Source organism: Geodermatophilus siccatus, from assembly GCF_900103785.1.
GTDB lineage: Bacteria > Actinomycetota > Actinomycetes > Mycobacteriales > Geodermatophilaceae > Geodermatophilus > Geodermatophilus siccatus.
This window is the reverse complement of record NZ_FNHE01000007.1, coordinates 37,230-61,279: the sequence shown is the minus strand read 5'-3', so window position 1 is coordinate 61,279 and position 24,050 is coordinate 37,230. Positions and strand designations below refer to the sequence as shown.

20 protein-coding genes are annotated in these 24,050 nt (G+C 76.9%); 14 read left to right on the top strand and 6 right to left on the bottom strand.

From position 1 onward, the window contains the following. The first annotated feature begins 132 nt into the window (after positions 1 to 132). From BLS21_RS14045 to BLS21_RS14015, 7 genes are all read left to right on the top strand, one after another. Positions 133 to 459, top strand: coding sequence for a DUF6504 family protein (locus BLS21_RS14045; RefSeq protein ID WP_091219361.1), 327 nt, complete (start codon positions 133 to 135; stop codon positions 457 to 459). After that, positions 459 to 944, top strand: a complete 486-nt coding sequence (locus BLS21_RS14040) for an SAV_6107 family HEPN domain-containing protein (RefSeq protein ID WP_091219359.1) — start codon at positions 459 to 461, stop codon at positions 942 to 944. Before BLS21_RS14045 ends, BLS21_RS14040 begins: the two co-directional genes overlap by 1 nt. Then, entirely contained in the window at positions 941 to 4,747 is a 3,807-nt protein-coding gene (locus BLS21_RS14035) for a DNA polymerase III subunit alpha (RefSeq protein ID WP_091219357.1), read from the top strand. Before BLS21_RS14040 ends, BLS21_RS14035 begins: the two co-directional genes overlap by 4 nt. Before the next feature lie 168 nt (positions 4,748 to 4,915). Next, positions 4,916 to 5,395 carry a VOC family protein gene (locus tag BLS21_RS14030; protein ID WP_091219353.1) on the top strand — a complete coding sequence of 160 codons (480 nt, stop codon included), beginning with the start codon at positions 4,916 to 4,918 and terminating at the stop codon, positions 5,393 to 5,395. A 148-nt stretch (positions 5,396 to 5,543) separates the two neighbouring features. After that, a complete protein-coding gene (locus BLS21_RS14025) occupies positions 5,544 to 6,296 on the top strand; it encodes a class I SAM-dependent methyltransferase (RefSeq protein ID WP_091219905.1) in 753 nt (250 codons plus the stop codon). Then, positions 6,293 to 7,477, top strand: coding sequence for an alkaline phosphatase family protein (locus BLS21_RS14020; RefSeq protein ID WP_091219351.1), 1,185 nt, complete (start codon positions 6,293 to 6,295; stop codon positions 7,475 to 7,477). Before BLS21_RS14025 ends, BLS21_RS14020 begins: the two co-directional genes overlap by 4 nt. Before the next feature lie 102 nt (positions 7,478 to 7,579). After that, on the top strand, positions 7,580 to 8,812 hold the full coding sequence (locus tag BLS21_RS14015; protein ID WP_091219349.1) for a serine hydrolase domain-containing protein: 1,233 nt from the start codon (positions 7,580 to 7,582) through the stop codon (positions 8,810 to 8,812). 9 nt (positions 8,813 to 8,821) lie between these two features. On the opposite strand, the gene BLS21_RS14010 is transcribed toward BLS21_RS14015, so the two are convergent. From BLS21_RS14010 to BLS21_RS25175, 3 genes are all read right to left on the bottom strand, one after another. After that, a complete protein-coding gene (locus BLS21_RS14010) occupies positions 8,822 to 9,763 on the bottom strand; it encodes a ferredoxin family protein (protein ID WP_091219346.1) in 942 nt (313 codons plus the stop codon). Positions 9,764 to 9,859: 96 nt separating this feature from the next. After that, a complete protein-coding gene (locus tag BLS21_RS14005) occupies positions 9,860 to 10,858 on the bottom strand; it encodes a cupin domain-containing protein (RefSeq protein ID WP_342705778.1) in 999 nt (332 codons plus the stop codon). 308 nt (positions 10,859 to 11,166) lie between these two features. Further along, the gene (locus BLS21_RS25175) at positions 11,167 to 11,469 is read right to left on the bottom strand and encodes a BatC protein (RefSeq protein WP_091219342.1); all 303 of its coding nucleotides are present in this window, start codon (positions 11,467 to 11,469) and stop codon (positions 11,167 to 11,169) included. 256 nt (positions 11,470 to 11,725) lie between these two features. Between BLS21_RS25175 and dinB the strand changes: the two genes are divergently transcribed. The 3 genes from dinB (at position 11,726) to BLS21_RS13985 (ending at position 13,972) form a co-directional block, all read left to right on the top strand. After that, positions 11,726 to 12,895, top strand: a complete 1,170-nt coding sequence (dinB, locus tag BLS21_RS13995; protein WP_245700418.1) for a DNA polymerase IV — start codon at positions 11,726 to 11,728, stop codon at positions 12,893 to 12,895. A gap of 230 nt (positions 12,896 to 13,125) precedes the next feature. Continuing rightward, positions 13,126 to 13,536: a DUF3040 domain-containing protein gene (locus BLS21_RS13990; protein ID WP_091219902.1), complete on the top strand. Its 411-nt coding sequence runs from the start codon at positions 13,126 to 13,128 to the stop codon at positions 13,534 to 13,536. An 82-nt stretch (positions 13,537 to 13,618) separates the two neighbouring features. Beyond that, positions 13,619 to 13,972 carry a DUF2750 domain-containing protein gene (locus BLS21_RS13985; protein WP_091219337.1) on the top strand — a complete coding sequence of 118 codons (354 nt, stop codon included), beginning with the start codon at positions 13,619 to 13,621 and terminating at the stop codon, positions 13,970 to 13,972. Positions 13,973 to 14,095: 123 nt separating this feature from the next. Here the strand turns inward: BLS21_RS13985 and BLS21_RS13980 are convergent, their stop codons facing one another. From BLS21_RS13980 to BLS21_RS13970, 3 genes are read right to left on the bottom strand one after another with little or no spacing between them, the layout of a single operon-like run. After that, a complete protein-coding gene (locus BLS21_RS13980) occupies positions 14,096 to 16,489 on the bottom strand; it encodes a transglutaminase TgpA family protein (RefSeq protein WP_091219334.1) in 2,394 nt (797 codons plus the stop codon). Continuing rightward, positions 16,486 to 17,844 (bottom strand): DUF58 domain-containing protein, encoded by a 1,359-nt coding sequence (locus tag BLS21_RS13975; protein WP_091219331.1) that lies wholly within the window; start codon positions 17,842 to 17,844, stop codon positions 16,486 to 16,488. Before BLS21_RS13975 ends, BLS21_RS13980 begins: the two co-directional genes overlap by 4 nt. 1 nt (position 17,845) lies before the next feature. Further along, entirely contained in the window at positions 17,846 to 18,826 is a 981-nt protein-coding gene (locus tag BLS21_RS13970) for an AAA family ATPase (protein WP_091219329.1), read from the bottom strand. 503 nt (positions 18,827 to 19,329) lie between these two features. On the opposite strand from BLS21_RS13970, the gene mraZ reads away from it, so the two are divergent. The 4 genes from mraZ (at position 19,330) to BLS21_RS13950 (ending at position 23,848) form a co-directional block, all read left to right on the top strand. Continuing rightward, positions 19,330 to 19,764, top strand: coding sequence for a division/cell wall cluster transcriptional repressor MraZ (gene mraZ, locus BLS21_RS13965; RefSeq protein WP_091219327.1), 435 nt, complete (start codon positions 19,330 to 19,332; stop codon positions 19,762 to 19,764). Positions 19,765 to 20,212: 448 nt separating this feature from the next. Beyond that, positions 20,213 to 21,205 carry a 16S rRNA (cytosine(1402)-N(4))-methyltransferase RsmH gene (gene rsmH, locus BLS21_RS13960; protein ID WP_091219324.1) on the top strand — a complete coding sequence of 331 codons (993 nt, stop codon included), beginning with the start codon at positions 20,213 to 20,215 and terminating at the stop codon, positions 21,203 to 21,205. Between the two features lie 94 nt (positions 21,206 to 21,299). Next, positions 21,300 to 22,016 (top strand): cell division protein FtsL, encoded by a 717-nt coding sequence (gene ftsL / locus BLS21_RS13955; RefSeq protein WP_091219322.1) that lies wholly within the window; start codon positions 21,300 to 21,302, stop codon positions 22,014 to 22,016. Positions 22,017 to 22,018: 2 nt separating this feature from the next. Then, complete coding sequence (locus tag BLS21_RS13950; RefSeq protein WP_091219320.1) at positions 22,019 to 23,848, top strand: peptidoglycan D,D-transpeptidase FtsI family protein; 1,830 nt, start codon at positions 22,019 to 22,021, stop codon at positions 23,846 to 23,848. The last annotated feature ends 202 nt before the right edge of the window (positions 23,849 to 24,050 follow it).

Here is a 24,050-nt window from a genome sequence, read left to right as displayed (position 1 = left end):
CCGGCAGGGTGTACTCGTCGTGGTTCGAACAGGCGTTCGAACCACGACGGCCCCCCGCCGCACCCGGGTCCTTCCCCGCCCGGTGCGGCGGGCCGGGGTCGGTGGGGCGGCGGAGCGGGTGGGGAGTCTGTCATGAGCCGGGTGCTGAGCGGGGTCGGCGAGCGGGTCGGCGAGGAGGTGCAGGTCGAGCGCGGGCCGCTCGGGCCGGCGCAGTTCTGGCGCGGGCAGTCGCGCTACGTCGTCGGCGAGCTGCTCGACTCGTGGGTGGAGACCGCCCCGTGGTGGCAGCGCGGTGCCGCGGGAGCCGGTGGCGCCTCCGCCGAGCTGGTCGCCGGCCGCCAGGTGTGGCGGGTCGAAGCGGTCCGGGCCGGCCGGTCGCGGATGAGCTTCGCCGGTGTCTTCGACCTCAGCTGGGAGTCGGCGGACAACCGCTGGTCGCTCGTGCGGGTGCACGACTGATGGGGGCCGTCCGCGTCATGGCCGACCAGCTGCCCCTGCCCCCGCCGCTGCCGCCGGCCGCCCGCCAGCTGCTCGACCAGGCCTCCCGGGCGCTGGCCGAGGCGGCGGCGAGCGCCGACGCCCGGCAGCGCTACGCCACCGCCCACCTGGGCGCGCTGCGCGCCGCGGCCGCGGTGCTGGCCGCCCGTACCCGGCCGGAGTCCGGGCGGCGCCGCCCCCGCAGCGCCTGGGTGCTGCTCGGCCAGGTGGCGCCCGAGCTGGGGGAGTGGGCCACCTTCTTCGCCGCCGGCGCGGCCAAACGGGCTGCCGCCGAGGCCGGGCTGTCCCACGCCGTCACCGACCGCGAGGCCGACGACCTGGTCCGCGACGTGCGCGCCTTCCTCGCCGTCGTGGAGAACGCCCTCGGCAGCACGCCGTCGCCGGAGTCGCCCCGGCGCGCGCGTCCCCGGGTGGTCGGCGGGTCCGAGCACCGGAACGGGAGGTGAGGCCCGACCCCTTCGTCCACCTCCACGTCGCCTCGGGCTACTCCATGCAGTACGGGGCCAACCACCCGGTCGACCTGGTCGAGCGGGCGGCCGAGCACGGCATGCGGGCCCTGGCGCTCACCGACCGCGACGGGCTCTACGGCGCGGTGAAGTTCGCGCTGGCCTGCCGGGCGGCCGACGTGCGGCCGCTGTTCGGGGTGGACCTGGCCGTGACGCCCTCGGTGGACTCGACCGTCCCGCCGGCCCTGGCCCCCGTGGTCGGCGGGGTGCACTCGGCGCAGCGGGCGCGGGCTCGCCGGCCCGGGGCGCCGGACGACGCACCCGGCCGCGTCGGACGCCGCTCGCCGGCCCGCGGCGGGTCGAGCGTCGACCCGCGGCTGCCGCGGGTCACCTTCCTGGCCCGGGACGGCGCGGGGTGGCGGTCGCTGTGCCGGCTGACCAGCGCCACCCACCTGCGGGGCACGCGCGGGGAGCCGGTGAGTTCGCTGGCGCTGGCCGCCGAGCACGCGCCCGGGCTGGTGGCCCTGCTGGGCCCGGACTCCCCGGTGGGCCGCGCGCTGGCTGCCGGGCGGGCCGACCTGGCATCCGCCCGGCTGGCCGCCTGGCGCGCGGTGTTCGGCCCCGGCTCGCTGGTGCTGGAGGTCGTGCACCACCGCGGCCGGGGTGACCGGTCCCGGGCGCAGGCGCTGTTGCGCTTCGCCGCCGCGGAGGGGGTGCCGGCGGTGCTGACCAACGCGGTCCGCTACGTCGACGCCCTCGACGCGCCCACCGCCGACGTCCTGGACGCGGCGCGCCGGCTGGTCCCGCTGGACACCCGGCACGTCGACCGGCGCACCGCCGAGGGCTACCTGAAGTCGGGCAAGGAGATGGCCGAGGTCGCCGAGGACCTCGTCGGCCCCGACCGTGACGCGGCGCTGCGGCTGCTGGAGCGCACCGCCCGGCTGGCCGAGCAGTGCACGGTCGACGTCCGGGCCGATCTCGGCGTCGGCACCGTGCGCTACCCCGAGCTCGACGTGGTCACCACCCCGGCCGAGCAGGGGATGGGCCCCTCGGCGGTGCTGCGCGCCCGCTGCGAGGCCGGGCTGGGCCGGCGGGGGATGCTCCGAACGGTGGAGGTGGCCCGGCGGCTGGACGACGAGCTGGCGGTCATCGACACCCTCGGCTACCCGTCCTACTTCCTCACCGTCGCCGACGTGGTCGACCTCATCAGGAGCCTGAGGGTCCGGGCGGCGGCGCGGGGGTCGGGCGCCGGCAGCCTGGTCACCTACCTGCTGGGCATCTCCGACGTCGACCCGATCCGGTACGGCCTGCTGATGGAGCGCTTCCTCTCCCCGCTGCGCCACCAGCTGCCCGACGTCGACATCGACGTGGAGTCCGCCCGCCGGATGGAGGTGTACGACGCGGTCATCGACCGCTTCGGCGCCCACCGGGTCAGCTGCATCTCGATGATGGACACCTACCGGGTGCGGCACGCCATCCGCGACGTCGGCGCCGCCCTCGGCCTGCCGCCGGCCGAGGTCGACGCGGTCGCCAAGGCCTTCCCGCACATCCGGGCCAACCAGGTGCACGCCGCGCTCAAGGACCTCCCGGAGCTGCGGGCCAGCCGGCTGGGCTCGCGGCGCGGCGGCGGAACCGGCGACCTCGACCTGCTCTTCGACCTGGTCGCCCGGCTCGACGGGCTGCCGCGGCACATCGCCCTGCACCCCTGCGGCGTGCTGCTGTCCGACGCCACGCTGCTCGACCGCACCCCGGTGGAGAACAGCTACCTGGGCTACCCGATGAGCCAGTTCGACAAGGACGACGTCGAGGAGCTCGGGCTGCTCAAGCTCGACCTGCTCGGCATCCGGATGCAGTCGGCGATCGCGCACGCCCTCGACGAGGTGGCCCGGGTCGACGGCGAGACCGTCGACATCGACGCCATCCCGCGCGACGACCCGACGACGTTCGAGCTGATCCGCAGCACCCGGACCCTCGGCATGTTCCAGATCGAGTCGCCGGGGCAGCGGGAGCTGGTCGGCAAGTTCGGGCCGGAGACGTTCGAGGACATCGTCATCGACATCTCGCTGTTCCGGCCCGGCCCGGTCAAGAGCGACATGGTCACGCCGTTCCTGCTGGCCCGGAACGGCTGGCAGGACCCGGTCTACCCGCACCGCGACCTCGCGCCGTTCCTCGAGCAGACCGCCGGCGTCGTCGTCTTCCACGAGCAGGTGCTGCAGATCGTGGCGCAGATGACCGGCTGCGACCTCGCCCAGGCCGACGAGGCCCGCCGCGCGCTCGGCGACCGGGAGCTGCACCCGGAGGTGCGGGCCTGGTTCGTGCCCGAGGCGCTCAAGCGCTATCCGGTGGAGGTGGTCGAGCAGGTGTGGGAGGTGCTGGTCGCCTTCGGCTCCTTCGGCTTCTGCAAGGCCCACGCCGCGGCGTTCGCGCTGCCCACCTACCAGTCGGCGTGGCTGAAGACGCACCACCCGGCGGCCTTCCTCGCCGGGGTGCTCACCCACGACCCGGGCATGTACCCGAAGCGGCTGATCCTCGACGACGCCCGCAACTTCGGCGTCCGGGTGCTGGGCCTGGACGTCAACGCCTCGGCCGGCACCTACCGGGTCGAGCGGCTCGGGTCCGCCCCCGACCCTGAGGGTGGACCTGAGGTCGAGGGTGGGGGCTGGACGCGGCCGGAGTGGGTGCCCGCGGCGATGCCCGACCCGTCCCGCTACGGCATCCGGCTGTCCCTGGCCGACGTGAAGGGCATCTCCGCCGACGAGGTGGAGCGGGTCGTCGCCGGGCAGCCCTACCGCTCGCTCACCGACTTCTGGCACCGGGCGTCGGTGTCCCGGCCGGTGGTGGAGCGGCTGGTGCTGGCCGGCGGCTTCGACTCCCTCTACGGCTTCGGGGTCCGCGACCGCGAGGCCGGCCGGCCCACCCGCAGCCGCCGGCAGGTCACCCGCCGCGACCTGCTGCTGCAGATCGGCGAGCTGGACCGGTGGAGCCGCAGCGGCGTGAGGACCGCCACGACCGGACAGCTCAGCCTCGACCTCATGGGCCTCGACACGGGCACCGAGCTGCCCGGCGAGGAGGCGGACGAGCCCGGGCTCGGCTGGGCCGAGGGCAGCGGGCTGCCGGAGTTCACCGACGCCGAGCTGGTGCGCGCCGAGCTGGAGGTGCTCGGCCTGGACGCCAGCCGGCACGTCGTCGACTTCTACCGGCCGTTCCTCGCCGCGATCGGCGCGGTGCCGGCCGGGGAGCTGCTCTCCAGCCGCAGTGGTGCCGAGGTGCTGGTCGCCGGCGTCAAGGTGGCCACCCAGACACCGCCGATCCGCTCCGGCCGCCGGGTGGTCTTCGTGACCCTCGACGACGGCACCGGCTGCACCGATTCGACCTTCTTCGAGGACGCCCAGGGTCCCTACGCCTCGACGGTCTTCCACTCGTGGCTGCTGGTGGTCCGCGGGGTGCTGCGCCGTACCGGCCCGCGAGGGGTCTCGCTGCGGGCCACCGGCGCGTGGGAGCTGCCGGCGCTGCACGAGGCCTGGGAGACCGGTGGGCTGGAGGCGGTGGCCGAGCAGATGGCCGCCGCGGGGGAGTACACCGAGCAGTCGATCGCCGGCGCCGCGGCCTCGCGCGGGTCGCGGCCGGTGGTGGTCAAACCGGTGCTGGTGCACCCCACCGGCTTCCGGATGTCGCCCTACGCCGACATCAAGCCGGCGGGGGAGGACGCCATGACCGTGGCCCGCCGCGACGCCACCCGCCGGGGGACGTCGTCGCCGCCGCGCAAGCTGTGGCACTCCAGCCCGGGCAGCTCCGGCCACTGAGGAAGGACCCCGTCGCTCGCAGGCTCGGGGCGGGGCGCAGCGGTCGGCTCCGCGGTCGGGGTTCGCGCACCGAACTCGCGCGCCGGCGACCGATGACCCGGGGGTGGGACGGCGGTCTACTCCTCGACGCCGGAGTCGACCGTCCCGCCCACCCCGAGAGGACCCCCGATGCCCAAGCAGATCCCGTGCCTGTGGTTCGACGGCGCGGCCGAGCAGGCCGCCGCCCACTACACCTCGATCTTCCCGAACTCCTCGATCGGCGAGGTCACCCGCTACGGCCCCGGCATGCCGATGCCCGAGGGCACCGCGATGACCGTCTCCTTCACGCTCGACGGCCAGGAGTACGTCGGCCTCAACGGCGGTCCCCAGTTCCCGTTCACCGAGGCCATCTCCTTCCAGATCATGTGCGCCGACCAGGAGGAGGTCGACCACTACTGGGACCGCCTGACCGACGGTGGCGAGGAGAGCATGTGCGGCTGGCTCAAGGACCGCTTCGGCGTCTCCTGGCAGGTCGTGCCGACCGAGCTCACCACCCTGCTCAACGACCCCGATCCCGGACGAGCCCGGCGGGCCACCGAGGCGATGCTGCAGATGCGCCGCATCGACGTCGAGGAGATCCGGCGGGCGGCCGACGGGGTCTCCGCGTAGGGGAGGACGCGGTCGCGCGGTGGTGGGGTGCGCGGACGGCGCGTTCCCGGCCCGGGATGCGCCGTGGGCGCACACCGCCGTCACCGCCGCCGGACGCACCCCGCGCGCGGACCGGTGGCCGGGACCGACCGCCGCTAGGCTCCGACGGGTGCCGCCGTCTGCCTCCGCCTCGTCCGCCGCGGACCAGCTGCCCGCACGCGCGGCCGCCGTCTGGGCCGCCCTCGACCCGCTCGTCGGGGCAGGCCACCCGCTGCGGGTCCTCGACGTCGGCGGCGGCAGCGGCAACTCCGCCGTCCGGCTGGCCCGGATGGGCCACGACGTCACCGTGGTCGACCCCAGCGCCGACGCCCTCGCCACGCTGAACCGGCGGGCCGAGACCGCCGGCGTCGGGTCGCGGGTGCACGGCGTCCAGGGCGACGGCGACCGGCTGCACGAGGTCGTGCCCACCGGACCCGACGGCGGCTACGACCTGGCGCTGTGCCACTCGGTGCTCGAGGTGGTCGACGACCCCGCCACCACGCTGCGCGAGCTCGCCCGCGCCCTGCGCCCCGGCGGCACCGCCAGCGTCGCCTCGGCCAACCGGGCCGGCGCCGTGCTGGCCCGGGCGGTCGCCGGCCACCCGGTCGAGGCGCTGGCCCTGCTCGAGGACCGCGACCCCGCTCCGCGGCGCGCCCGCCGTCCGGCCCGCCGCCGGTTCGCCCCCGACGACCTGCTCGCCCTGGTGGAGGCCGCCGGGCTGCAGCCGGGCAGCTGGCGCGGCGTCTCGGTCGTCGCCGACCTGCTCGACGTCGCCTCCGGCGCCGACCCCGAGGCGGTCCGCCGGCTGGAGCTGGCGCTGGCCGGCAGCTCGCCCTACCGCGACGTCGCCGCCGGGCTGCACCTGCTCGCGACCCGCCCGTGAGCTCTCCCGTCGACGGACTCCCGCCCGACCTGGCCCGGCCCGACTACGGCACGGCCACCCTCGCCGACGTCCTCCCCAGCGCCGCCACCGCGCTCGGCGTCCCCGTGGAGCGCGGCGACCTGCCGCCCGACCCGCTCGGCCTCACCGCCGGTCTGGCCGGCGCCCGCCGCATCGCCGTCCTGCTGGTCGACGGGCTCGGTGCCGACCTGGTCCGCGCGCACGCGGACGTCGCGCCCACCCTGGCCGGGCTCGCCACCCCCGCCGGCGACCTCTCCGCGCCCTGCCCGAGCACCACACCCGTCAGCCTCACCACCCTGGGCACCGGCCTGCCACCGGGCAGCCACGGCGTCCTCGGCTTCGTCACGGCGGTGCCGGGTGAGGAGCGCACGCTCAACCACGTCCAGTGGACCGACGACCCCGACCCCGCGGCCTGGATGACCCGGCGCAGCGTCTTCGAGCAGGCCGCCAAGGCGGGGGTCGAGGTCAGCGCCGTGGCGCCCTACGCGTTCCGCGGGTCGGGGTTGTCGAACGTCGCCTACCGCGGCGCGCGCTACACCGGCACCGTGGGCGCCGGCGACCTGGCCGCCGTCCTGCTGGAGTCGCTGGCCGCCGCGTCGCGCACCCTCGTCTACGGCTACACCGCCGAGCTGGACCTCACCGGTCACGTCCGCGGCGTCGACTCGGCCAGCTGGCGCGCCCAGCTGGCCCTCGTCGACCGGCTCGTCGAGCAGGTCGTCGACGGCCTGCCGGATGACGCCGCGCTGCTGGTCACCGCCGACCACGGCATGCTCGACGTCCCGCCGGGCACCCGGCTCGACCTCGACGCCACCCCCGAGCTCACCGAGGGCGTCCGGCTGCTCGCCGGTGAACCGCGGGCCCGCTACCTGCACGCCGTCCCCGGCGCCGAGGCCGATCTGCTGGCGCGGTGGCGTGAGGTCCTCGGGGCCCGCGCCTGGGTCGCGGGCCGCGACGAGGCCATCGCCAGCGGCGTCTTCGGCCCGGTGGACGACGACCTGGCGGGGCGGATCGGCGACGTCGTGGCGCTCGCCCGCGGCACCTGGGCACTGACCGCCACGGAGCGGGAACCCGGCCCGAGCCGGCTGGTCGGCTACCACGGCTCACTCACCGCGACGGAGCTGGCCATCCCGCTGCTCGCCGCGCGAGGCCGCGCCCTGGCCTGAGCACGGCGCACCGGCGGCCGTTGACGGCACCGGCGTGTCGGACGACAGTGCCCGGCGTCCCGCGACCGCCGCTGGACGTGCCCCCGCACGGCGGAGCCCCCGATGACCGCTCGACGCGCACACCCCCGCCCCACCCGAGCCGGACTCGTCCTCGCGGTGCTGGCCGTGACGGCCGGCTTCGCGGCCCCCGCCGCCGCAGCGGGTCCGGCGGCCCCCACCCCCGCCCTGGCAGCGGACCTGCGGGCGGACCTCGAGCAGTACCTGCAGGGGCGGGGTGCGGCGGAGCACGTCTCGGCCGCCGCGGTGAGCGTCAGCTTCCGGGACCGGCCGGAGACGGTGGACGTCAGCGCCGGGACGACGGCGTTCGGCGGGTCCGTGCCGGTGTCGCCGGACGCCCTCTGGCAGATCGGCGGCAACACCCAGGCGATGACCTCGGTGCTGCTGCTGCAGCTGGAGGCGGAGGGTCGCCTCTCGATCGACGACCCCGTCGGTCGGTGGCTGCCGGAGTACCCGCAGTGGGCCGACGTCTCCCTCCGGCACCTGCTGAGCATGACCAGCGGCATCCCCACCTACGACGACGCCCCGGACTTCCTGGCCGACTACGCCGCCCACCCGCTCCGGGAGTTCTCCCGGGAGGAGCTGCTCGGCTACGCGGCCGCCCTGCCGGCGACCTCCGGGTACAGCTACTCGAACACCGACTACGTCCTCGCCGAGCTGGTCGTCGAGCGGGTGACCGGGACCGGGTACGCCGCCCAGCTCTCCGCCCGGCTCCTCGGCCCGCTGGGCCTCAGGGACACGTACTACCGCTCGCACCGCTACCCCCCGGGGATCGCCGACCGCCAGCCGGCCGGCTACTACAGCCGGACCACCCAGCCCGAGCTGGCCGCACTGGTCGGGCAGGACGTCAGCCGGTACAGCCTGTCCTGGGCCCGCGGCGCCGGTGGCGTCGTGAGCACGACGGCGGACATGACCCTGTGGGCGCGCCTGCTGTACGACGGGTGGCTGCTGCCGCCGCAGCAGATGGCCGAGCTGCTGAGCCTGGTGTCGACGGCGACGGGCGAGCCCATCGAGGCGACGAGCCCCGACGACCCCAGGGGTTTCGGCCTGGGGGTCGCCCAGCTGACCGACGCCCTGGGCACCTCCTGGTCCTACGAGGGGCAGACCCTCGGCTTCCGCTTCCTGCACGCGTACTTCCCGGAGTCCGGGCTGATCGTCGCCATGGGCCTGAACAGCTCACCCGACGAGGACCGGATCGGCGACCTGGCGACGGCGGTGTACGACACGTTGCACACGCACGGGCTCGTCGGGCCGGCCCCGGTCGGTGCCGCGGCCTGAGTCCCGGGCTCAGACGCCGGAGAGCAGCCGCACGTGCCAGGTGTGGCCGTGCGCGGCGTGCAGCGCCCGGCAGGTGAGCGGCGCGGACTCCTCCGACGGCCGGCTCTCCACCTCGGTCACGACGTCGCCGTCCGGGCCGGCGAGGGTGACCACCCACCGCTCGACCTCGACCCCGGCCGGGGTCAGCCGGCGCACGTCGCGCGGCGGCAGGTCGTCGACCCCGAGCAGCGACAGCTCTGCCCGGACGGTCTGCTGAGCCGCCTGCACCGGCGCGGGCAGTCCGGAGCGGCCGCGCAGCCAGGGCAGCGCGACCCGGCCACCGGTGTGCGCCTCGACCAGCTCGGCGCCGTCCCCGGGCACCTGGCCGTAGTAGAAGCCGTGCGGCAGCACGAGCACGTTGCTGGCGAACCGGCAGCCGCCGAGGTGGCTGCACTCCCAGACGTCGTCGGCGGGCATCGTCCGGGCCAGCGGCCGCCCGCGCAGCGCGCAGCAGGCGTCGTGCCCGCCGTGCGCGCACACCAGGTAGAGCGGCCGGTCGGCCCGCTCGCCGACCGACCCGTCCCACGGCGCGTCGACCAGCTCGGCGTCGCTGGCGCGCACCGACCACCACACGCCCTCGACGCCGGGCCGGCCGTCGACGTAGGCCCAGCGGCGCTGCGAGTCGGTGAGCCGGTCGCCGGGACGGCGGACCAGCAGCACGCGCACGCCCTCGACCCGCGCCCGGTGCGCCAGCCGCGGCGCGACGGCGGGGTCGAACCGGGACTGGGTGAGCGCGTCGACGCCCCACGGCCCCGGCTGCTCGATCAACAGCCAGCGCTGCGCCGGCGAGGCGGTGGCGACGCCGGAGTCGCCGCGGACCAGCGCCTGCACCGAGCAGCGGTCGGGGTCGAGTCGTCCCGGGGGCAGTCCGGGCGCTGCCGCGACCTGGCAGAAGTCGGCCGGAGCGGTCATGGCGTCACCTCGCCGGCGCTCGGACGGGCCGCAACCGGCGGTGCTGTGCACCTGCGTGACCTCGCGAGCTCGGTCACGTGCCGGGGGTCGCCCGGCTCACGAGCCGTTCCCGGGCGCGTGCTCACGCTCCCCATGGTGCTCCGCGGTCGCACCGGGCACGGTGGCGATGGACTCGGTCACCAACCGGCGGGCCAGGGTGAGCTGGTCGGCGGCGTCGAGCCCCGGCAGGTCGGCGACCTTCAGCTCGCCCGCGGCCAGCAGCTCGGCCACGGCCGGCCGGGTCTCGGCGGGCAGCTCGAGGGAGCGCCGTCCGGCGACCAGCGTCACCCGGCCGTCGGCGGCCTCGCGCAACTGGCAGCGCAACCGGCGGCGCAGCCGCAGCACGGTGTCGGGGGAGAGGGCGGCGGCCGCGGTCGCCTGGGCCAGCGGGGCCACCGGCTCCGGGCGGACCTGCGACCAGGTGCGGGCCCGCAGCCGGTCGGCGACCTCGGCGGGGTCGACGCGGTCGAGCCAGCCCTTCAGCGCGGTCACGACCGTCGCGACGTCGTCGGCCACCGCGGCCGGGTCGGCGAGGTCCACGCCCAGCGGCAGCGAGCGGCGCAGCTCGGGGTCCTCGGCAGCGAGCACGCGGACCAGGTCGAGCGCGCTCTCCGCGGCCGCCCAGCGGGTCACCGAGTGGATCCCGACGGTCAGGTGCGCGCTGATCGCGCCCAGCGCGGTCGCCGAGTGCAGGTAGCCGCGGGGCAGGTAGAGGGCATCACCGGGGCGCAGCACCGCGTCGATCACCGGCTCGCGCTCGGCGGCGGCGGCCACCGCGGCGGCCCGGTCGTTCCACGGCTGGGTGCGCAGCGGGTCGGTCAGCACCGGCTCGTGGATGCGCCAGTGCTTCTCGCCGGCCACCTGCAGGACGAACACGTCGTGGACGTCGTAGTGCGGGGAGAACCCGCGCGAGGACGGCGGGGTGACGTAGGCGTTGACCTGGGTCGGGTGGCCGAGGTCGGCGGCCAGCTGGTCGGCGAACTCGATCAGCGGCGGCCAGAGCCGGTGCAGCCCCTGCAGGACGACGGTGCTGCCGTCGGCGAACAGCCGCAGCACCGCGTCGGAGGAGACCTGGTCGGCGACCTCCGCGCCGGCGCCCCCGGAGGTCGTGAAGCGCTTAGTGTCGACGACCGCGCCGTCCTTGGCGATCCGCAGGAACGGGGTGCGCAGCCCGCGGCGCGACAGCAGCTCGTCGACCGCGGCGAGATCGAGCAGGTCGTCGAAGGAGCCGCCGGTCTCCTCGGCGCGGGTCAGCAGCGGCCGGCGGGCCCAGTGCTCCTCGGCGAAGACCCGCGGGTCGAGGGCGGTGCACCGACGCAGGGCCGGCCGGTCGACCGACCGGCCCTGCGCGGTGGGGTCCTCGGTCAGGCGGAACCGTCCGCGCCGCCGTCGGCACCGCCGTCCGCGCCACCGTCGGCACCGCCGTCCGCGCCGCCGTCGGCACCGCCGTCGGCACCGCCGTCCGCGCCACCGTCGGCACCGCCGTCCGCGCCACCGTCGGCACCGCCGTCCGAACCGCCACCGACGGCGCCGCCGTCGGCCGGGCCGTGGCCCGCGCCGCTGTCGGCGCCGCCGTCCGCCCCGCCGTCGGAACCGCCACCCGCCGCGCCGCCGTCGGCCGGGCCGTGGCCCTCGGTGCTGGTCATGTCGTCGTCGTCGAGAGCCATGGGTCTCCCATCACGTCGGGTCCGGGCCGCCGGCCGGCGGCCCTCCGGAGATGCTGTACCTCCCGCATCCTGCTCTCACACACCCGCCTCGACCAGCGGGGACGGGCTGTCGGCAACGTCTGGGTCACGACGCCGCGTCGAGGTGCCCCCGGGGTGGCGCGGGCGTTAGCGTCCTCCCGTCGGTCGAACACGCGTTCGAGCAACGGGGAGGGGTCGGGTGTCGTCGGGGTCGTCGTCCCGTGCTGCGGGCTGCACCGTGCTGCACGTCGACATGGACGCGTTCTTCGCCAGCGTCGAGGTGCGCCGCCGGCCGGAGCTGGCCGGGACGCCGGTGATCGTCGGCGGGGCGGGCAACCGCGGGGTGGTCACCTCGGCGACCTACGAGGCGCGCCGCTACGGGGTGCACGCGGCGATGCCGACGTCCCGCGCGCTGCGGCTGTGCCCGACGGCGACGGTGCTGCCGGGGGACATGGCGCTCTACGCCGAGGTGTCCCGCTCGGTCATGGCGCTGTTCCGCTCGATCACCCCGCTGGTGGAGCCGCTGAGCCTGGACGAGGCCTTCCTCGACGTGTCCGGCGCCGGGCGGCGGCTGGGCGACGCCGCCGAGATCGGCGAGTACCTGCGCGCCCGCGTCTTCGACGAGCAGGGCATCACCTGCTCGGTCGGCGTGGCCGGCACCAAGTTCGTCGCCAAGCTCGCCTCCACCGCCGCCAAGCCCGACGGGCTGCTGGTCGTCCGGCCGGCCGAGGTCATGGGGTTCCTGCACCCGCTGCCGGTCGGCGCCCTGTGGGGGGTGGGCGCCAGGACCGAGGAGGTGCTGCTGCGGCTGGGGCTGCGCACCGTCGGCGACCTCGCGCACGTGCCGGTGCGCACGCTGCAGCGGGCGGTGGGCCCGGCGGCCGGCGCACACCTGCACGAGCTGTCCTGGGGGCGCGATCCGCGCCGGGTGGTACCCGACGAGCCGGAGCGGTCGACCGGGCACGAGGAGACCTTCGGCACGGACGTCGACGACCCCGCCGTCATCCACCGGGAGCTGCTGCGTCTCGCCGAGCGGACGGCGGGCCGGCTGCGCTCGGCCGGTTGGCTGGCCCGCACGGTGACGGTCAAGGTCCGCTTCGCCGACTTCGCCACGATCACCCGCAGCCGCACCCTCGACGTCCCCACCGACGTCGGGCAGGAGCTCTACGACACCGCCCGTGCCCTCTTCGACGCCCTCGGCCTGGACCGGGCCCGCATCCGGCTGGTCGGCGTGCGCGCCGAGCGCCTGGTGCCGGCCGGGGAGACGCCGCGCCAGCTCGAGCTGGGCGCCCGGGAGCACGGCCGCCGGGAGGCCGAGCTGGCCGCCGACCGCGCCGCCCGCCGGTTCGGCGCCGGCGCGGTCCGCCCGGCGACGCTGCTGCACCGCGACGGACAGCGCACCCGGTGAGCCGGACGCGGCGCCGGGACACGCCCGACGAGGTCGCACCCGACCGGGTGGCGGGAACTCCGGCGTCGCCCCGTTCGTCTCCCCGCAGACACCGCGGGCCACCCGCCGGGGTGATCGCGGCGAGCCCGGCGCGGCCCGCCTTTCGCACCCCGCGGAGGGCTCGTATCCTCGGTGTCACCGACGGCGGGCACCGCCGTCGGGTCTTGGCTTTGGCCCACGTGGAGGTCGACGTGCCGCTCTCCGAGCACGAGCAGCGACTGCTGGAGCAGATCGAGCGCGCCCTCGTCGATGACGATCCCAAGTTCGCCTCGTCGGTCCGCTCCGGTGACCGCCGCGGCAAGGCCCGTCGCAAGCTGCAGCTGGGCGTCCTGCTGTTCGTGGTGGGCATGGCCGCGCTCATCGGCGGTGCGGTGATCCCGTCGGTGCCGCTGGGTGCCCTCGGCTTCTTGGTCGCCTTCGGCGGGCTCGCCCTCGCCGTCCTGAACTACCGCTCGGTCACCGGCGGCGTCGAGGTCGGCCCCGGCGCACCGGCCGGCGGCGCGGCCTCCGGCCGGGGTGGTCGCGGTCGCGCCGGCAAGGTCCGCCGGCAGCCGCTGAAGAACCGGCTCGAGGAGCGCTTCCGCCGCCGCTACGACCAGTAGCCCGCCGCCCCGTACGACAGCCGCTGTCCCTCCCGGACGGCGGCTGTCGTCTTTCCCGGCCCCGATCCCCGCAGGAGGCACCGTGACCGACCCCGACACGACCGCCGTCTGGGACGACCTCGCTGCCGGCGGTGGCCTGTGGGCCTGGGGCGACGAGGACGGCGTGGCCCCCTGGACCGACGGTGACGGGCACGACGTCGTCCCGCTGTGGACCGCGGCGGACCGGGCCGAGGAGGAGTCGATGTCCGACGCCGAGCCCGGGGAGGGGCCGGTGTTCCTCGGCGTCGAGGCGCTGCTCGAGGCGATTCCCGAGTGGGTGGCTGCCGGCGTCCGCGAGGCGGGGCTGCAGTCCGAGGGCGGCCGGTTCACCCTCACCGTGCCGTTGACCGAGCTGACCGAGCGGCTGCTGCGCCTCCAAGTCGACCGGCCGGCCTGAAACTGGTCCCCCCTTGCAGCGGAAGGACCCCGTCCTCCCCACCCCTCGCAGGCTCGGGGCGGTGCCCTGGACGGGGCCGCCCTGCAAGGCCAGAAGTGGCGGGGGCCAGGGGGTCCTCCCTCTTCAGCCGCGCAGCGCCGTCCGGCCGCCCCACCGGAGCCGGGGCAGGGCCGCGCGCAGCCCCGCCAGCAGCGACGGCGGCCAGAGCAGCGCGCGCAGCCGGGCACCCCGCGGCGCCGCGGCCAGCAGCCCGCGGCGGGCCGTGGCCAGGTCGGCGCGCAGCTCCGGTCCGACGGCGGGGACGCTGCCGGGGCGGGCGTAGCTGGCCGCCTCCTCGGCCCGGGCCAGCCGGGCGACCGCCGCGGCGACCCCGGACCCCGCGACCGCGCGCCGGCCCGGCCGGTGCGCGCCGCCGCCGGGCTCGGCCGCCTCGGCCAGGGCCTGGGCCACCTGCCGCGGCGTCCGGGCCGGGTCGGCGGTCCGGCCGAGGTCCAGCGCGGTGGCGGTGAGCTCGTCCCACAGCGCCGCCGGGCTGCCGGTGGCCAGCCGGCGGCGGCGCTGCAGCACCCGCACCCCGGCCGGCACCGCCGCCAGCGCCAGGACGGCGAGGACGGCACCCGCGGTGCGCAGCGCGGCCGGCACCCACGAGTCGGCCTGCTGCGGCGTGGCCTGCGGCACCGGCACGCCCTGGGGGGTCGGCTGGGCCTGCGGCGTCGGCACCGTGGGGGCGGGCAGGGGCGCGGGGGTCGGGTCGGTGCGCGGGTCGACCTCCAGGTCCTGCGGCCGCGGTGCCCACGGCAGCTCGACGGCGCGGTCGGTGTCGATCGGGGTCGGGTCGTAGGGCACCCAGCCCAGGTCGTCGAAGTAGACCTCGACCCAGGCGTGCGCGTCGTTGCTGGTGATCAGCCGGCTGCCGTCGGATTGCACCGTCCCGGGGGTGTAGCCGAGCACCACCCGCGCCGGGACGCCGGCCGCCCGGACCAGCGCCGCCATCGCCCCGGCGTACTGCTCGCAGTAGCCCTGCCGCAGCCGCAGGAAGTCGGCCAGGTCGTCGCCGCTGGTGCCCGGCGCGGTGGACAGCGAGTACTCGTAGCCGTTGGCCGGGTCGGTGAAGTGCTCGTAGACGGCCCGCACCCGCTCCTGGGGGGTCTGCGCCCCGGCGGTCAGCGTGGCGACCAGCTCGTCGACGCCCGGGTCGAGGTCGGGCAGGGCGGTGTAGCGCTGCACCAGCGGCAGCTCCGGCGGCAGCGGGGCGGCCTCGGCGAGCTCCTCGGCGGTGGGGCGCGGCTCGATCGCCGCGACCGACCAGGTCTGCCCGGCGGTCGACACGTCGCGGCCGAACACCGTGCCGGTGCCCGGGTCGAAGCGCCAGCGGTCGGGTTCGGCCACGTCGACCGACACCGGCGCGTACAGCACCGGGAGGAAGCGGTCCTCGTGGCCCAGGGCGGTGACCAGCGCGTCGACCGGCCGGCCCCCGCGCCGCCCGGGGAGGGCGGCGAGCTCGGCCTCGTCGGCGACGTCGGTCTCGCCGTCGAGGTTGCCGACCGTCCAGCCCTCCCCGGCGTCGTAGACCTCCAGCGCGACGACCCGCAGGTACCCGGGGTCGGGCACCGAGGCGTTGAGTCGCAGCAGGTCGACCGGCTCGTCGCGGGTCAGCTGGCCCTGCAGGGCCGCGGCCGGGTCGAGGGCGGTCCCCGTCGAGCCGCCGCCTCCACCGGGGCCGAAGCCGCCCGCGAAGCTGCCCTCGGTCAGCGTGGGGACGACGGCCCCGACCACCAGGCCCAGCACCACGGCCGCCGCCCCGGTCCGGACGGCGGTCAGCGTCCCGGCCCCCAGCAGCGGACGCCGTCCCTCCGGCGAGCGCCGGCCCAGCCGCCGGTGCTGGTCGGCGAAGAGCAGCAGCGCCAGCCCCGCGGCCGGCGCGGTCACCGGCAGCACACCGATCGACCCGGTCACCGTGCTCACCGGCACGCAGAACAGGACCAGCAGCCCCAGCCCCGCCAGCGCCGGCTGCCGCGTGCCGACGGCGACCAGGTCCACGGCGACGGCGACCAGGCCGGCCAGCAGCGTGGTGAGCGCGACCAGCCCGGTCAGCGGCAGGGCGGGGGTGGCCTGCTCGGCCATCTCCACCGTGCCCTCGGCCATGACCGCGCCGAGGTCGGCGAGGCTGCCGCCGGTGGGCAGCCAGCCGCCCCAGGCCTGGTCCGGGGCGAACAGCGCGGTGAGGACGCAGGCCAGCACGACCAGCTGGCCGAACGGGACGGCGAGGGCGACCAGCGCGGTGCACCAGCCGGGGGCCGCGCCGTCGGGGCTCAGCCGGTCGGCCAGCGCGGCGCCGGCCACCCGCAGCAGCAGGCCGCCCGCGGCGACCGCGACGACCGCCGCGAGCGCGGGCGGCCGAAAGTCGGCGTCGGTGAAGACCGGCACCAGCGCGAGGGTGCCCAGTGCGGTCGCGACCGCGGCGGCCAGCGTCGTCCCGGCGTCGCGCAGCAGGTCGCGCGCGGTGTCGCCGCTCATCGGACGCCGACCTGCAGGACGCCGGGCCGGGCCACCTGGGCCCACACGTCGGCCACCGTGTCGCCGGCACCCGCGACGGCCACCTGCCAGCCGCCGGCGCGCAGCAGGTCCGCCGCCGCCTCCTGCTGGCGGGTCAGCTCCGCGCGCGCCCCCGCGCCGACCGGCCGCCGGCGGCGGGCGGCCTCGACCTCGGCCCAGCTGCCGATGTCGGTGAGGACGGCGAGGTCGGTGGCCGGGCCCGAGCGCACCCGCACCAGCTCGGCGGCCTCGTCCGGGCCGATCGCGCCGAGCAGCGCGACGACCGGGCCCTCGCCGGCCGCACGGGTCAGCAGCGCCAGGCCGGGGCCCAGGCCGGCCAGCCGGGACGGCGCCACCCCGGCGAGCCGGTCCAGCAGCTCCTCGCCGCTCAGCCCCGCGCCGGAGTCGGCGCCGGTCAGCTCGGCGCCCTCGGTGACCACCCGCAGCGTGGCGCCGCGCGCGAGCAGCTCGGTGCCGATGCTGGCCGCCGCCTCGACGAGCCACTCGAAGCTGTCCGCCGGAGGCGTGTCCGGGCCGGGAGGGGCAGCTCGGCGGTCGGCGGGCAGGGGCCGGGCGACCAGGTGGGCGCGGGCCCGGGTGTCGAGCAGCAGGGTCGCCTGCGCGCGCCACGGCCGTTCCTCCAGCCGCACCATGAGCTCCCCGGTGCGTGCGGTGGCCCGCCAGTGCACCTTCCGCAGGTCGTCGCCGTGCCGGTAGGGCCGGGTGCTCACGTCGTCCTCGCCGTGGACGGCGAGCGAGCGGCGCGCCCCCGAGCCGCCGACGCCGTGCCCGCCCCCCGGGCCGCCGGGGCCCAGCGGCACCACTCGCGGCACCACGACGAGCGCGGCGCTGTCGGCGCCCACGACGCTGCGCAGCACCAGGCCGAAGGGGTCCACGAGCCGCAGCTTCAGCGGTCCGAGCCGGTAGCGGCCGCGTCGTCCGCCGTGCACGCGGTAGTGCAGCGTCGTGGAGCGGCCGCCGGGCAGCCGGTCGACGACGAACTGGGGAGTCGGCCCCAGTTCCCGCGGCAGGGTCTCGGCGAGCAACCACAGCCCGCCGGTGCCGCGGCCGGCGTTGCTGAGCTCCAGCTGCACCTCGGCGTCCCGCCCGCGGGGCAGCCGGGCGGGGGTGACGGTGCGGCGGGAGGCCACCCGGAAGCGGTGCCGGGCGACGGCCACGGCCGACAGCAGCGGCAGCGCCAGCACGAAGACCGCCACCTGCACCAGCGGCTGCTCACCCAGCAGCACGCCGAGCAGCAGCAGGGTCAGCCCGGCGGCGACCAGGCAGCGGCCGCGCAGCGTGAGGCTCGCCAGCGCGGTGGCGACCGGGCCGGCCACCTCAGCGTCCGCGGGGGACGGGCACGGTCCTCAGCAGGTCGGCCACCACCTGCTCGGCGGTGCGACGCGAGGCGGCGGCGTCGGGGGTGAGCAGCAGGCGGTGCGCCAGCACCGGCACGGCCATGCCCTGCACGTCGTCGGGCAGCACGTGGTCGCGGCCGGCCAGCGCCGCGGTGGCGCGGGCGGTGCGCAGCAGCTGCAGGCCCGCGCGCGGCGAGGCGCCCAGCCGCAGGTCGGGGGAGCGGCGGGTGGCCTCGACCAGCGCCACGACGTAGCGGCGCACCGCCTCGGAGACGTGCAGCCGGCCGACGGCGGCGACCAGGGCACGGACCCCCGCCGCGTCGGTGGCCGGGGTCAGCGTGGTCAGCGGGTCGGTGGTCACCAGGTCGTCGAGCATCGCCAGCTCGGCCTCGCGGTCGGGGTAGCCCATGGAGACCCGGGCGGTGAACCGGTCGCGCTGGGCCTCCGGGAGGGGATAGGTGCCCTCCATCTCGATCGGGTTCTGCGTGGCCATGACGAGGAAGGGCCGGGCCAGCTCGTAGCTGACGCCGTCGACCGTGACCTGCCGCTCGGCCATGCACTCCAGCAGCGCCGACTGGGTCTTCGGGGAGGCCCGGTTGATCTCGTCGGCCACCACGATGTTGGTGAACACCGCTCCCGGCTTGAACTCGAACTCGCGCGTCTCCTGGTCGTAGACCGACACCCCGGTGACGTCGCTGGGCAGCAGGTCGGGCGTGAACTGGATGCGCCGCACGCTCGCGTCCACCGAGGCGGCCAGCGCCTTGGCCAGCGTGGTCTTCCCGACGCCGGGCACGTCCTCGACCAGCAGGTGCCCCTCGGCCAGCAGCACGACCAGTGCCAGGTGGACGACGTCGGGCTTGCCGTGGACGACCCGCGCCATGTTCGCCGCGATGCGGGCGCCCTCCGCCGCGACGTCGACCGGGACCGCTGGGCTCGCGGTCGTCGGGGTCACCTCGGTCACGCAACCTCCTCGCTGGCGCTCGTCGGCTGCGTGTCCGACGGTGCTGTGTCCGTGCGTGACCGCGCGAGCTCGGTCACCGGGCCTCCTCGCCGGCGCTCGTCGGCCGCGTGGCCGACGGTGCTCAGCCCGTGCGTGACCTCGCGAGCTCGGTCACGTCATCAACGTTACGTGCCCGGACGCCTCCCGGGCGTGGCGTCGCACACGCCCACCCGGCCCCGCTCCGGCTCCCCACCGGCCCGCCTCCGGACCCCGCGACGGGCTCTCCCGGGGGGCTCCGCGGGTGGGGCGGAGGGGGACGGCACCCCACCCCGCCCCACCTCGCGGCCGGGGCCCGCGTCCGGGCCGCTGACCTGCGAGAGCGGCGGTGGGGAGGGCCGATCACGACATGGTGTCGAGTGGTGTCCGGTGGGGCGTAGTGGGTTACTGTGTGGCTCGGTGGGGAGGTACGGCCCGTCCCGGGGGCGCCCCGGAGTGCGAGGAGGACCGATGGGGGAGGTGATCCGGTGTTCGTCGGCAGCTACCCGTTGCGCCTCGACGAGAAGGGCCGGCTCGCACTCCCCGTCCGCTTCCGCGAGCAGGTGGCCGACGGCATGGTGATCAAGAAGGGCCAGGAGCGCTGCATCTACGGCCTCACCATGGCCCGGGTCGCCGAGCAGAGCGCCGCGGCCGCCGCGATGGCGCCGTCCGACACCGCCGCCGCCCGCATGCGCGCGCGCATGAGCTTCGGGTCGATGGTCGAGGTCGAGCCGGACAAGACCGGCCGCATCACCATCCCTGCCAACCTGCGCGAGTACGCCGGCCTCGACCGCGACGTGGTCGTCGTGGGCGTCGACACCCGCTTCGAGATCTGGGACGCCGCCACCTGGGAGGCCTACGTGGCCGAGCAGGAGGCCATCTACGCCGACATGGAGAGCGAGGGGATGCCCACCCTCTCCTGAGCCGACGTCCCGCCCCTCCGACCCCTCCGGACCCCACCCCCCGACCGAGCCGACTTCCCCGCGGCTCGACCGGGTCGGCCCGAGCCACCTTCCCCGCGGCTCGGACCCGCACGGCGCCGGAGGAGACGCACCGCCCACCGGGCGCGCCGCCGGTCCCCACCGGCGCGGGCCCGCCCGTCCCCGCGGGGCTCCACCTGACGTACTTCCCCGGCGCCAGGCGGACCCCGCGGGGGGCGGGCCGGGCGCGTCCCCCGGGCCGGGACCCCACGGCTCCCCACGGGACGGCCGGGCGGTCACACGGTCCCCACCGCGCCCCACCCGCCCCGGGAGCGCTCCCCGACCTCGCCGAAACGCCGCCGCGCTCCGCCCGCCGACCGCCGCCCAGCCCCACCATGGACGGGCCCCCGCGCCCCGAGGGCGCCCCGACCCCGTTCAGGAGCCGCCGACGATGAGCAGAACGGAGCCGGCACCGGGAGGGCAGGGCACGTCCCCGGTGCACGTGCCCGTGCTGCTCGACCGGGTCACCGAACTGCTGGCCCCGGCCTGCGCCGCCGACGGCGCCGTCCTCGTCGACGCCACCCTCGGCCTGGCCGGGCACTCGCTGGCCCTGCTGCGCGCCCACCCCGGGCTGCGGCTGGTGGGCCTCGACCGCGACCCCGACGCCCGCGCCGAGGCCACCCGCCGGCTCACCCACGCCGGCGTCGCCGACCGGGCCACCGTCGTCCCGGCCGTCTTCGACGAGCTGCCCGAGGTCCTCGACCGGCTCGGCCTGACCGAGGTCCAGGCGGTCCTGTTCGACCTCGGGGTCTCCTCGCTGCAGCTCGACCGCCCCGACCGCGGCTTCAGCTACGCCGCCGACGCGCCGCTGGACATGCGGATGGACCCGTCGGCGCCGCGCACCGCGGCCGACGTCGTCAACACCTACCCCGCCGCCGACCTGGCGCGGGTGCTGCGCGTCTACGGCGAGGAGCGCTTCGCCACCCGCATCGCCCATGCCATCGCCCGCGAGCGCGAGCGCGCGCCGTTCACGCACACCGAGCGGCTGGCGCACCTGGTGCGCGACTCGATCCCCGCCGCCACCCGCCGCACCGGCGGCCACCCGGCCAAGCGGACCTTCCAGGCGCTGCGCATCGAGGTGAACGACGAGCTCGGCGTGCTCGAGCGGGCGCTGCCGGCCGCACTCGAGGCGCTCGCCGTCGGCGGCCGCATCGCCGTGATCACCTTCCACTCCCTCGAGGACCGCATCGTCAAGCAGACCCTCGCCGCCGGTGCGGTGGATCGCACGCCGCCCGGCCTCCCGGTGCCGCTCCCCGAGCTGGGCCCGACGCTGCGGCTGCTGACCCGCGGCGGCGAGGCGCCCTCCGAGGCGGAGGTCGCGGCCAACCCGCGGGCCGCGTCGGCCCGCGTGCGGGCCGCCGAGCGCATCCGGCGGGCCGCGTGAGCGCGGCGGCGGCACGCCCGCCGTGCCCGACGAGGAGGACGACGCACGGGCCGCGGACGCGGACGCGGATGACCAGCGACGGTGAGGAGGCCGCATGAGCGCCACCGCCCGCGCGGCGGGCGACCCGTCCGGGGACCGCCCCGGCCGCCGGACCCCGCCCCCTCTCCAGAAGGGCCCCCGGACGGGGCCGCCCGTGCACGTGACGGGGAGTACCCCCCGACGGCCGGCGGCGGAGCGGCCGGCGACCGGCGAGCGGCCGGTTGCCGAGCCGCGCACCGCGCGGACCGCCACCCCGGCGCCCGCGCGCCCCGCCGGCACCCACACCGCCCCCGTGCGCAGCGGCTCGCTGCGCAGCCGCACCGCGGCCCGCCCGACCCAGGCTCCCGGCCCGGCGCCCCGGAGCACGACCGGCTCGTCGGCATCCCGGCTGCGCAGCGCGGTCGGCGCCCACCGTGCGCCCTTCGTGCTGCTCGTCGTCACCCTGCTGGTGGCCACCACGCTGGGGCTGCTGTTCCTCAACACCGCCATCGCGGTCAACTCGCTCAAGGCCACCCAGCTCGCGGCCGCCAACGAGGACCGCGCCCAGGAGGTGCAGCGCCTGGAGCAGCAGGTGATCGCCGGCGGCACGCCCGCCGAGCTGGCGCGCGAGGCGCGCGAGGCCGGCATGGTGCCCGCCGGCCCGGCCGCCTACCTGGTCGTCGGGGAGGACGGCAGCGTCACCCTGCGCGGCGAGGCGGTGCCGGCCGAGGACCCGGAGCCCAGCGAGGTCCCGAGGCTGCCCGCACCGCCGGTGGCCGGGGGTGGGGACTGACCGTGCCGACCCCACCGCGCCCGCCCGCCCCCCGCCGGCGTCCCGCCGACCGTGCCCCGCTGCGCGGCGGCGCGACCGGCGCGTTCACCTCCCGCCGTGCTCCCGGCAGCCGTCGGGTGCCCGGCGTGCTGCGGACCAGCCGCCGCCGCTACAGCGTCGGGTTCGTCCTCGTCGTCGTCCCGCTGCTGGTGATCACCGGCAAGCTGTGGCTGCTGCAGGGCGTCGACAGCGGCCAGTACGCCCTCGCGGCCACCCAGGACCGCATCCGCGTCCAGGACATCGCCCCCCTGCGCGGCTCGGTCGTCGACCGCGACGGCAACCCGCTGGCCTACACCGCCGAGGCGTTCCGCGTCACCGCCGACCCGACCCTGGTCGCCGACCCCGAGCGCACGGCCCTGGCGCTGACCACGCTGCTCGACGTCCCGGTCTCCGAGCTCACCGACCTGCTCTCCGAGGACGGCCGATACGTCGTCCTGGCCTCGCAGGTACCCCCGGAGACCGTCGACGCCGTCGACGAGCTCGGGCTGGCCGGGATCTTCTCCGAGGACGACCCGGTGCGCCGCTACCCCGCCGGGTCGGTCGCCGGGCAGGTCGTCGGGTTCACCGGCCGCGACGGCCAGGGGCTGGCCGGCGTCGAGCAGACCCTCGACGAGCAGCTCGCCGGCACGCCGGGGGAGCGGCGGGTCGAGGTCGGCAGCGGCGGGCACCCGATCCCCTCGGGCATCGACGAGTCCACGCCCGCCGTCGACGGCCGGACCGTCGAGCTGACCATCGACTCCGACCTGCAGTTCGTCACCGAGCAGCGGCTGCAGGAGGCCTGCCAGGACGGCGCCACCACCCGCGCCTCGGCCGTCGTCCTCGACGTGCACACCGGTCAGGTCGCCGCGATGGGCTCCTGCCCGGGCTACGACCCCGGCAACTACTCGCGGACCGATCCGGAGCTGCTGGGCAACCCGATCGTCTCCAGCGTCTTCGAGCCCGGCTCGGTGCTCAAGGCGGTCACGCTCGCGGCGGCCCTGGAGGAGGGGAAGGCCACGCCGGACACGGTGCTCAGCGTCGACGGCCACATCCAGGCCGGGGACAGGGTCGTGCGCGACGCCCACGACCACCAGCCGATCGACTGGACGGTCACCGGCATCCTGGCCAAGTCCAGCAACGTCGGCACGATCATGCTGGCCCGCGAGGTGGGCGACGAGAAGCTCGAGGAGTACCTGAGGGCCTTCGGCCTGGGCAGCACCACCGGCATCGAGCTGCCCGGGGAGAGCGCCGGCATCCTCCAGGACTCCGCGGACTGGACCGAGAGCCGCTCGGCCAACGTGCCGATCGGGCAGGGCGTCTCGGTGACCACGCTGCAGATGGCCTCGGTCTACCAGGCGATCGCCAACGGCGGGGTGCGCATCCCGCCGCGCATCGTCTCCGCCGTGGGTGGCGAGCCGGCAGCGGCGCCGCAGAGCACGCGGGTGCTCAGCGAGGCCACCGCGGACGGCGTCGCGCACATGCTCGAGGCCGTCGTCGGGCCCGGCGGCACCGCTCCGCTGGCGCAGGTCGAGGGCTTCCGGGTGGCCGGCAAGACCGGCACCGCGCAGCGGGCCAACCCCGTGTGCAACTGCTACGCCGGCGGCGGCTACGTGACGACGTTCGTCGGCTTCGCCCCGGCCGACGACCCGCAGTACGTCGTCGCCGTCGACCTCGAGCGGCCCACCAGCAACGAGGAGGGCGGCCAGGTGGCCGCGCCGGTCTTCGCCGACGTCATGCGCCAGGCCCTGACCGCCGACGGCATCGTCCCGTCGGGGACGCCCCGCCCCGACTTCGTGCTGACCGGACCGGAGTAGAAGAACCCACTGCCCCCCACCGCTCGCAGGAGCAGGACCCCGTCCTCCTCACCGCTCGCAGAGCTCGCGGCGGGCCCCTGGACGGAGCCCGCGCGGGCCCCTGGAGGGTGGCCGTTCCGGGACCTCACCGGGCCGACGTCGGACGGCGGCGCGCCCTCCGCGTGTGGGCGGCGGGCCGCGACCGGCCCGCCGGTAGATTGGA

Bases quoted from the DNA above. Each gene is read 5' to 3' on its own strand.
- BLS21_RS14030 (WP_091219353.1), top strand. From the start codon at position 4,916: ATGCCCAAGCAGATCCCGTGCCTGTGGTTCGACGGCGCGGCCGAGCAG.
- BLS21_RS14040 (WP_091219359.1), top strand. From the start codon at position 459: ATGGGGGCCGTCCGCGTCATGGCCGACCAGCTGCCCCTGCCCCCGCCG.
- BLS21_RS13980 (WP_091219334.1), bottom strand. From the start codon at position 16,489: ATGAGCGGCGACACCGCGCGCGACCTGCTGCGCGACGCCGGGACGACG.
- BLS21_RS14010 (WP_091219346.1), bottom strand. From the start codon at position 9,763: ATGACCGCTCCGGCCGACTTCTGCCAGGTCGCGGCAGCGCCCGGACTG.
- BLS21_RS14045 (WP_091219361.1), top strand. From the start codon at position 133: ATGAGCCGGGTGCTGAGCGGGGTCGGCGAGCGGGTCGGCGAGGAGGTG.
- BLS21_RS14015 (WP_091219349.1), top strand. From the start codon at position 7,580: ATGACCGCTCGACGCGCACACCCCCGCCCCACCCGAGCCGGACTCGTC.
- BLS21_RS25175 (WP_091219342.1), bottom strand. From the start codon at position 11,469: ATGGCTCTCGACGACGACGACATGACCAGCACCGAGGGCCACGGCCCG.
- ftsL (WP_091219322.1), top strand. From the start codon at position 21,300: ATGAGCGCCACCGCCCGCGCGGCGGGCGACCCGTCCGGGGACCGCCCC.
- rsmH (WP_091219324.1), top strand. From the start codon at position 20,213: ATGAGCAGAACGGAGCCGGCACCGGGAGGGCAGGGCACGTCCCCGGTG.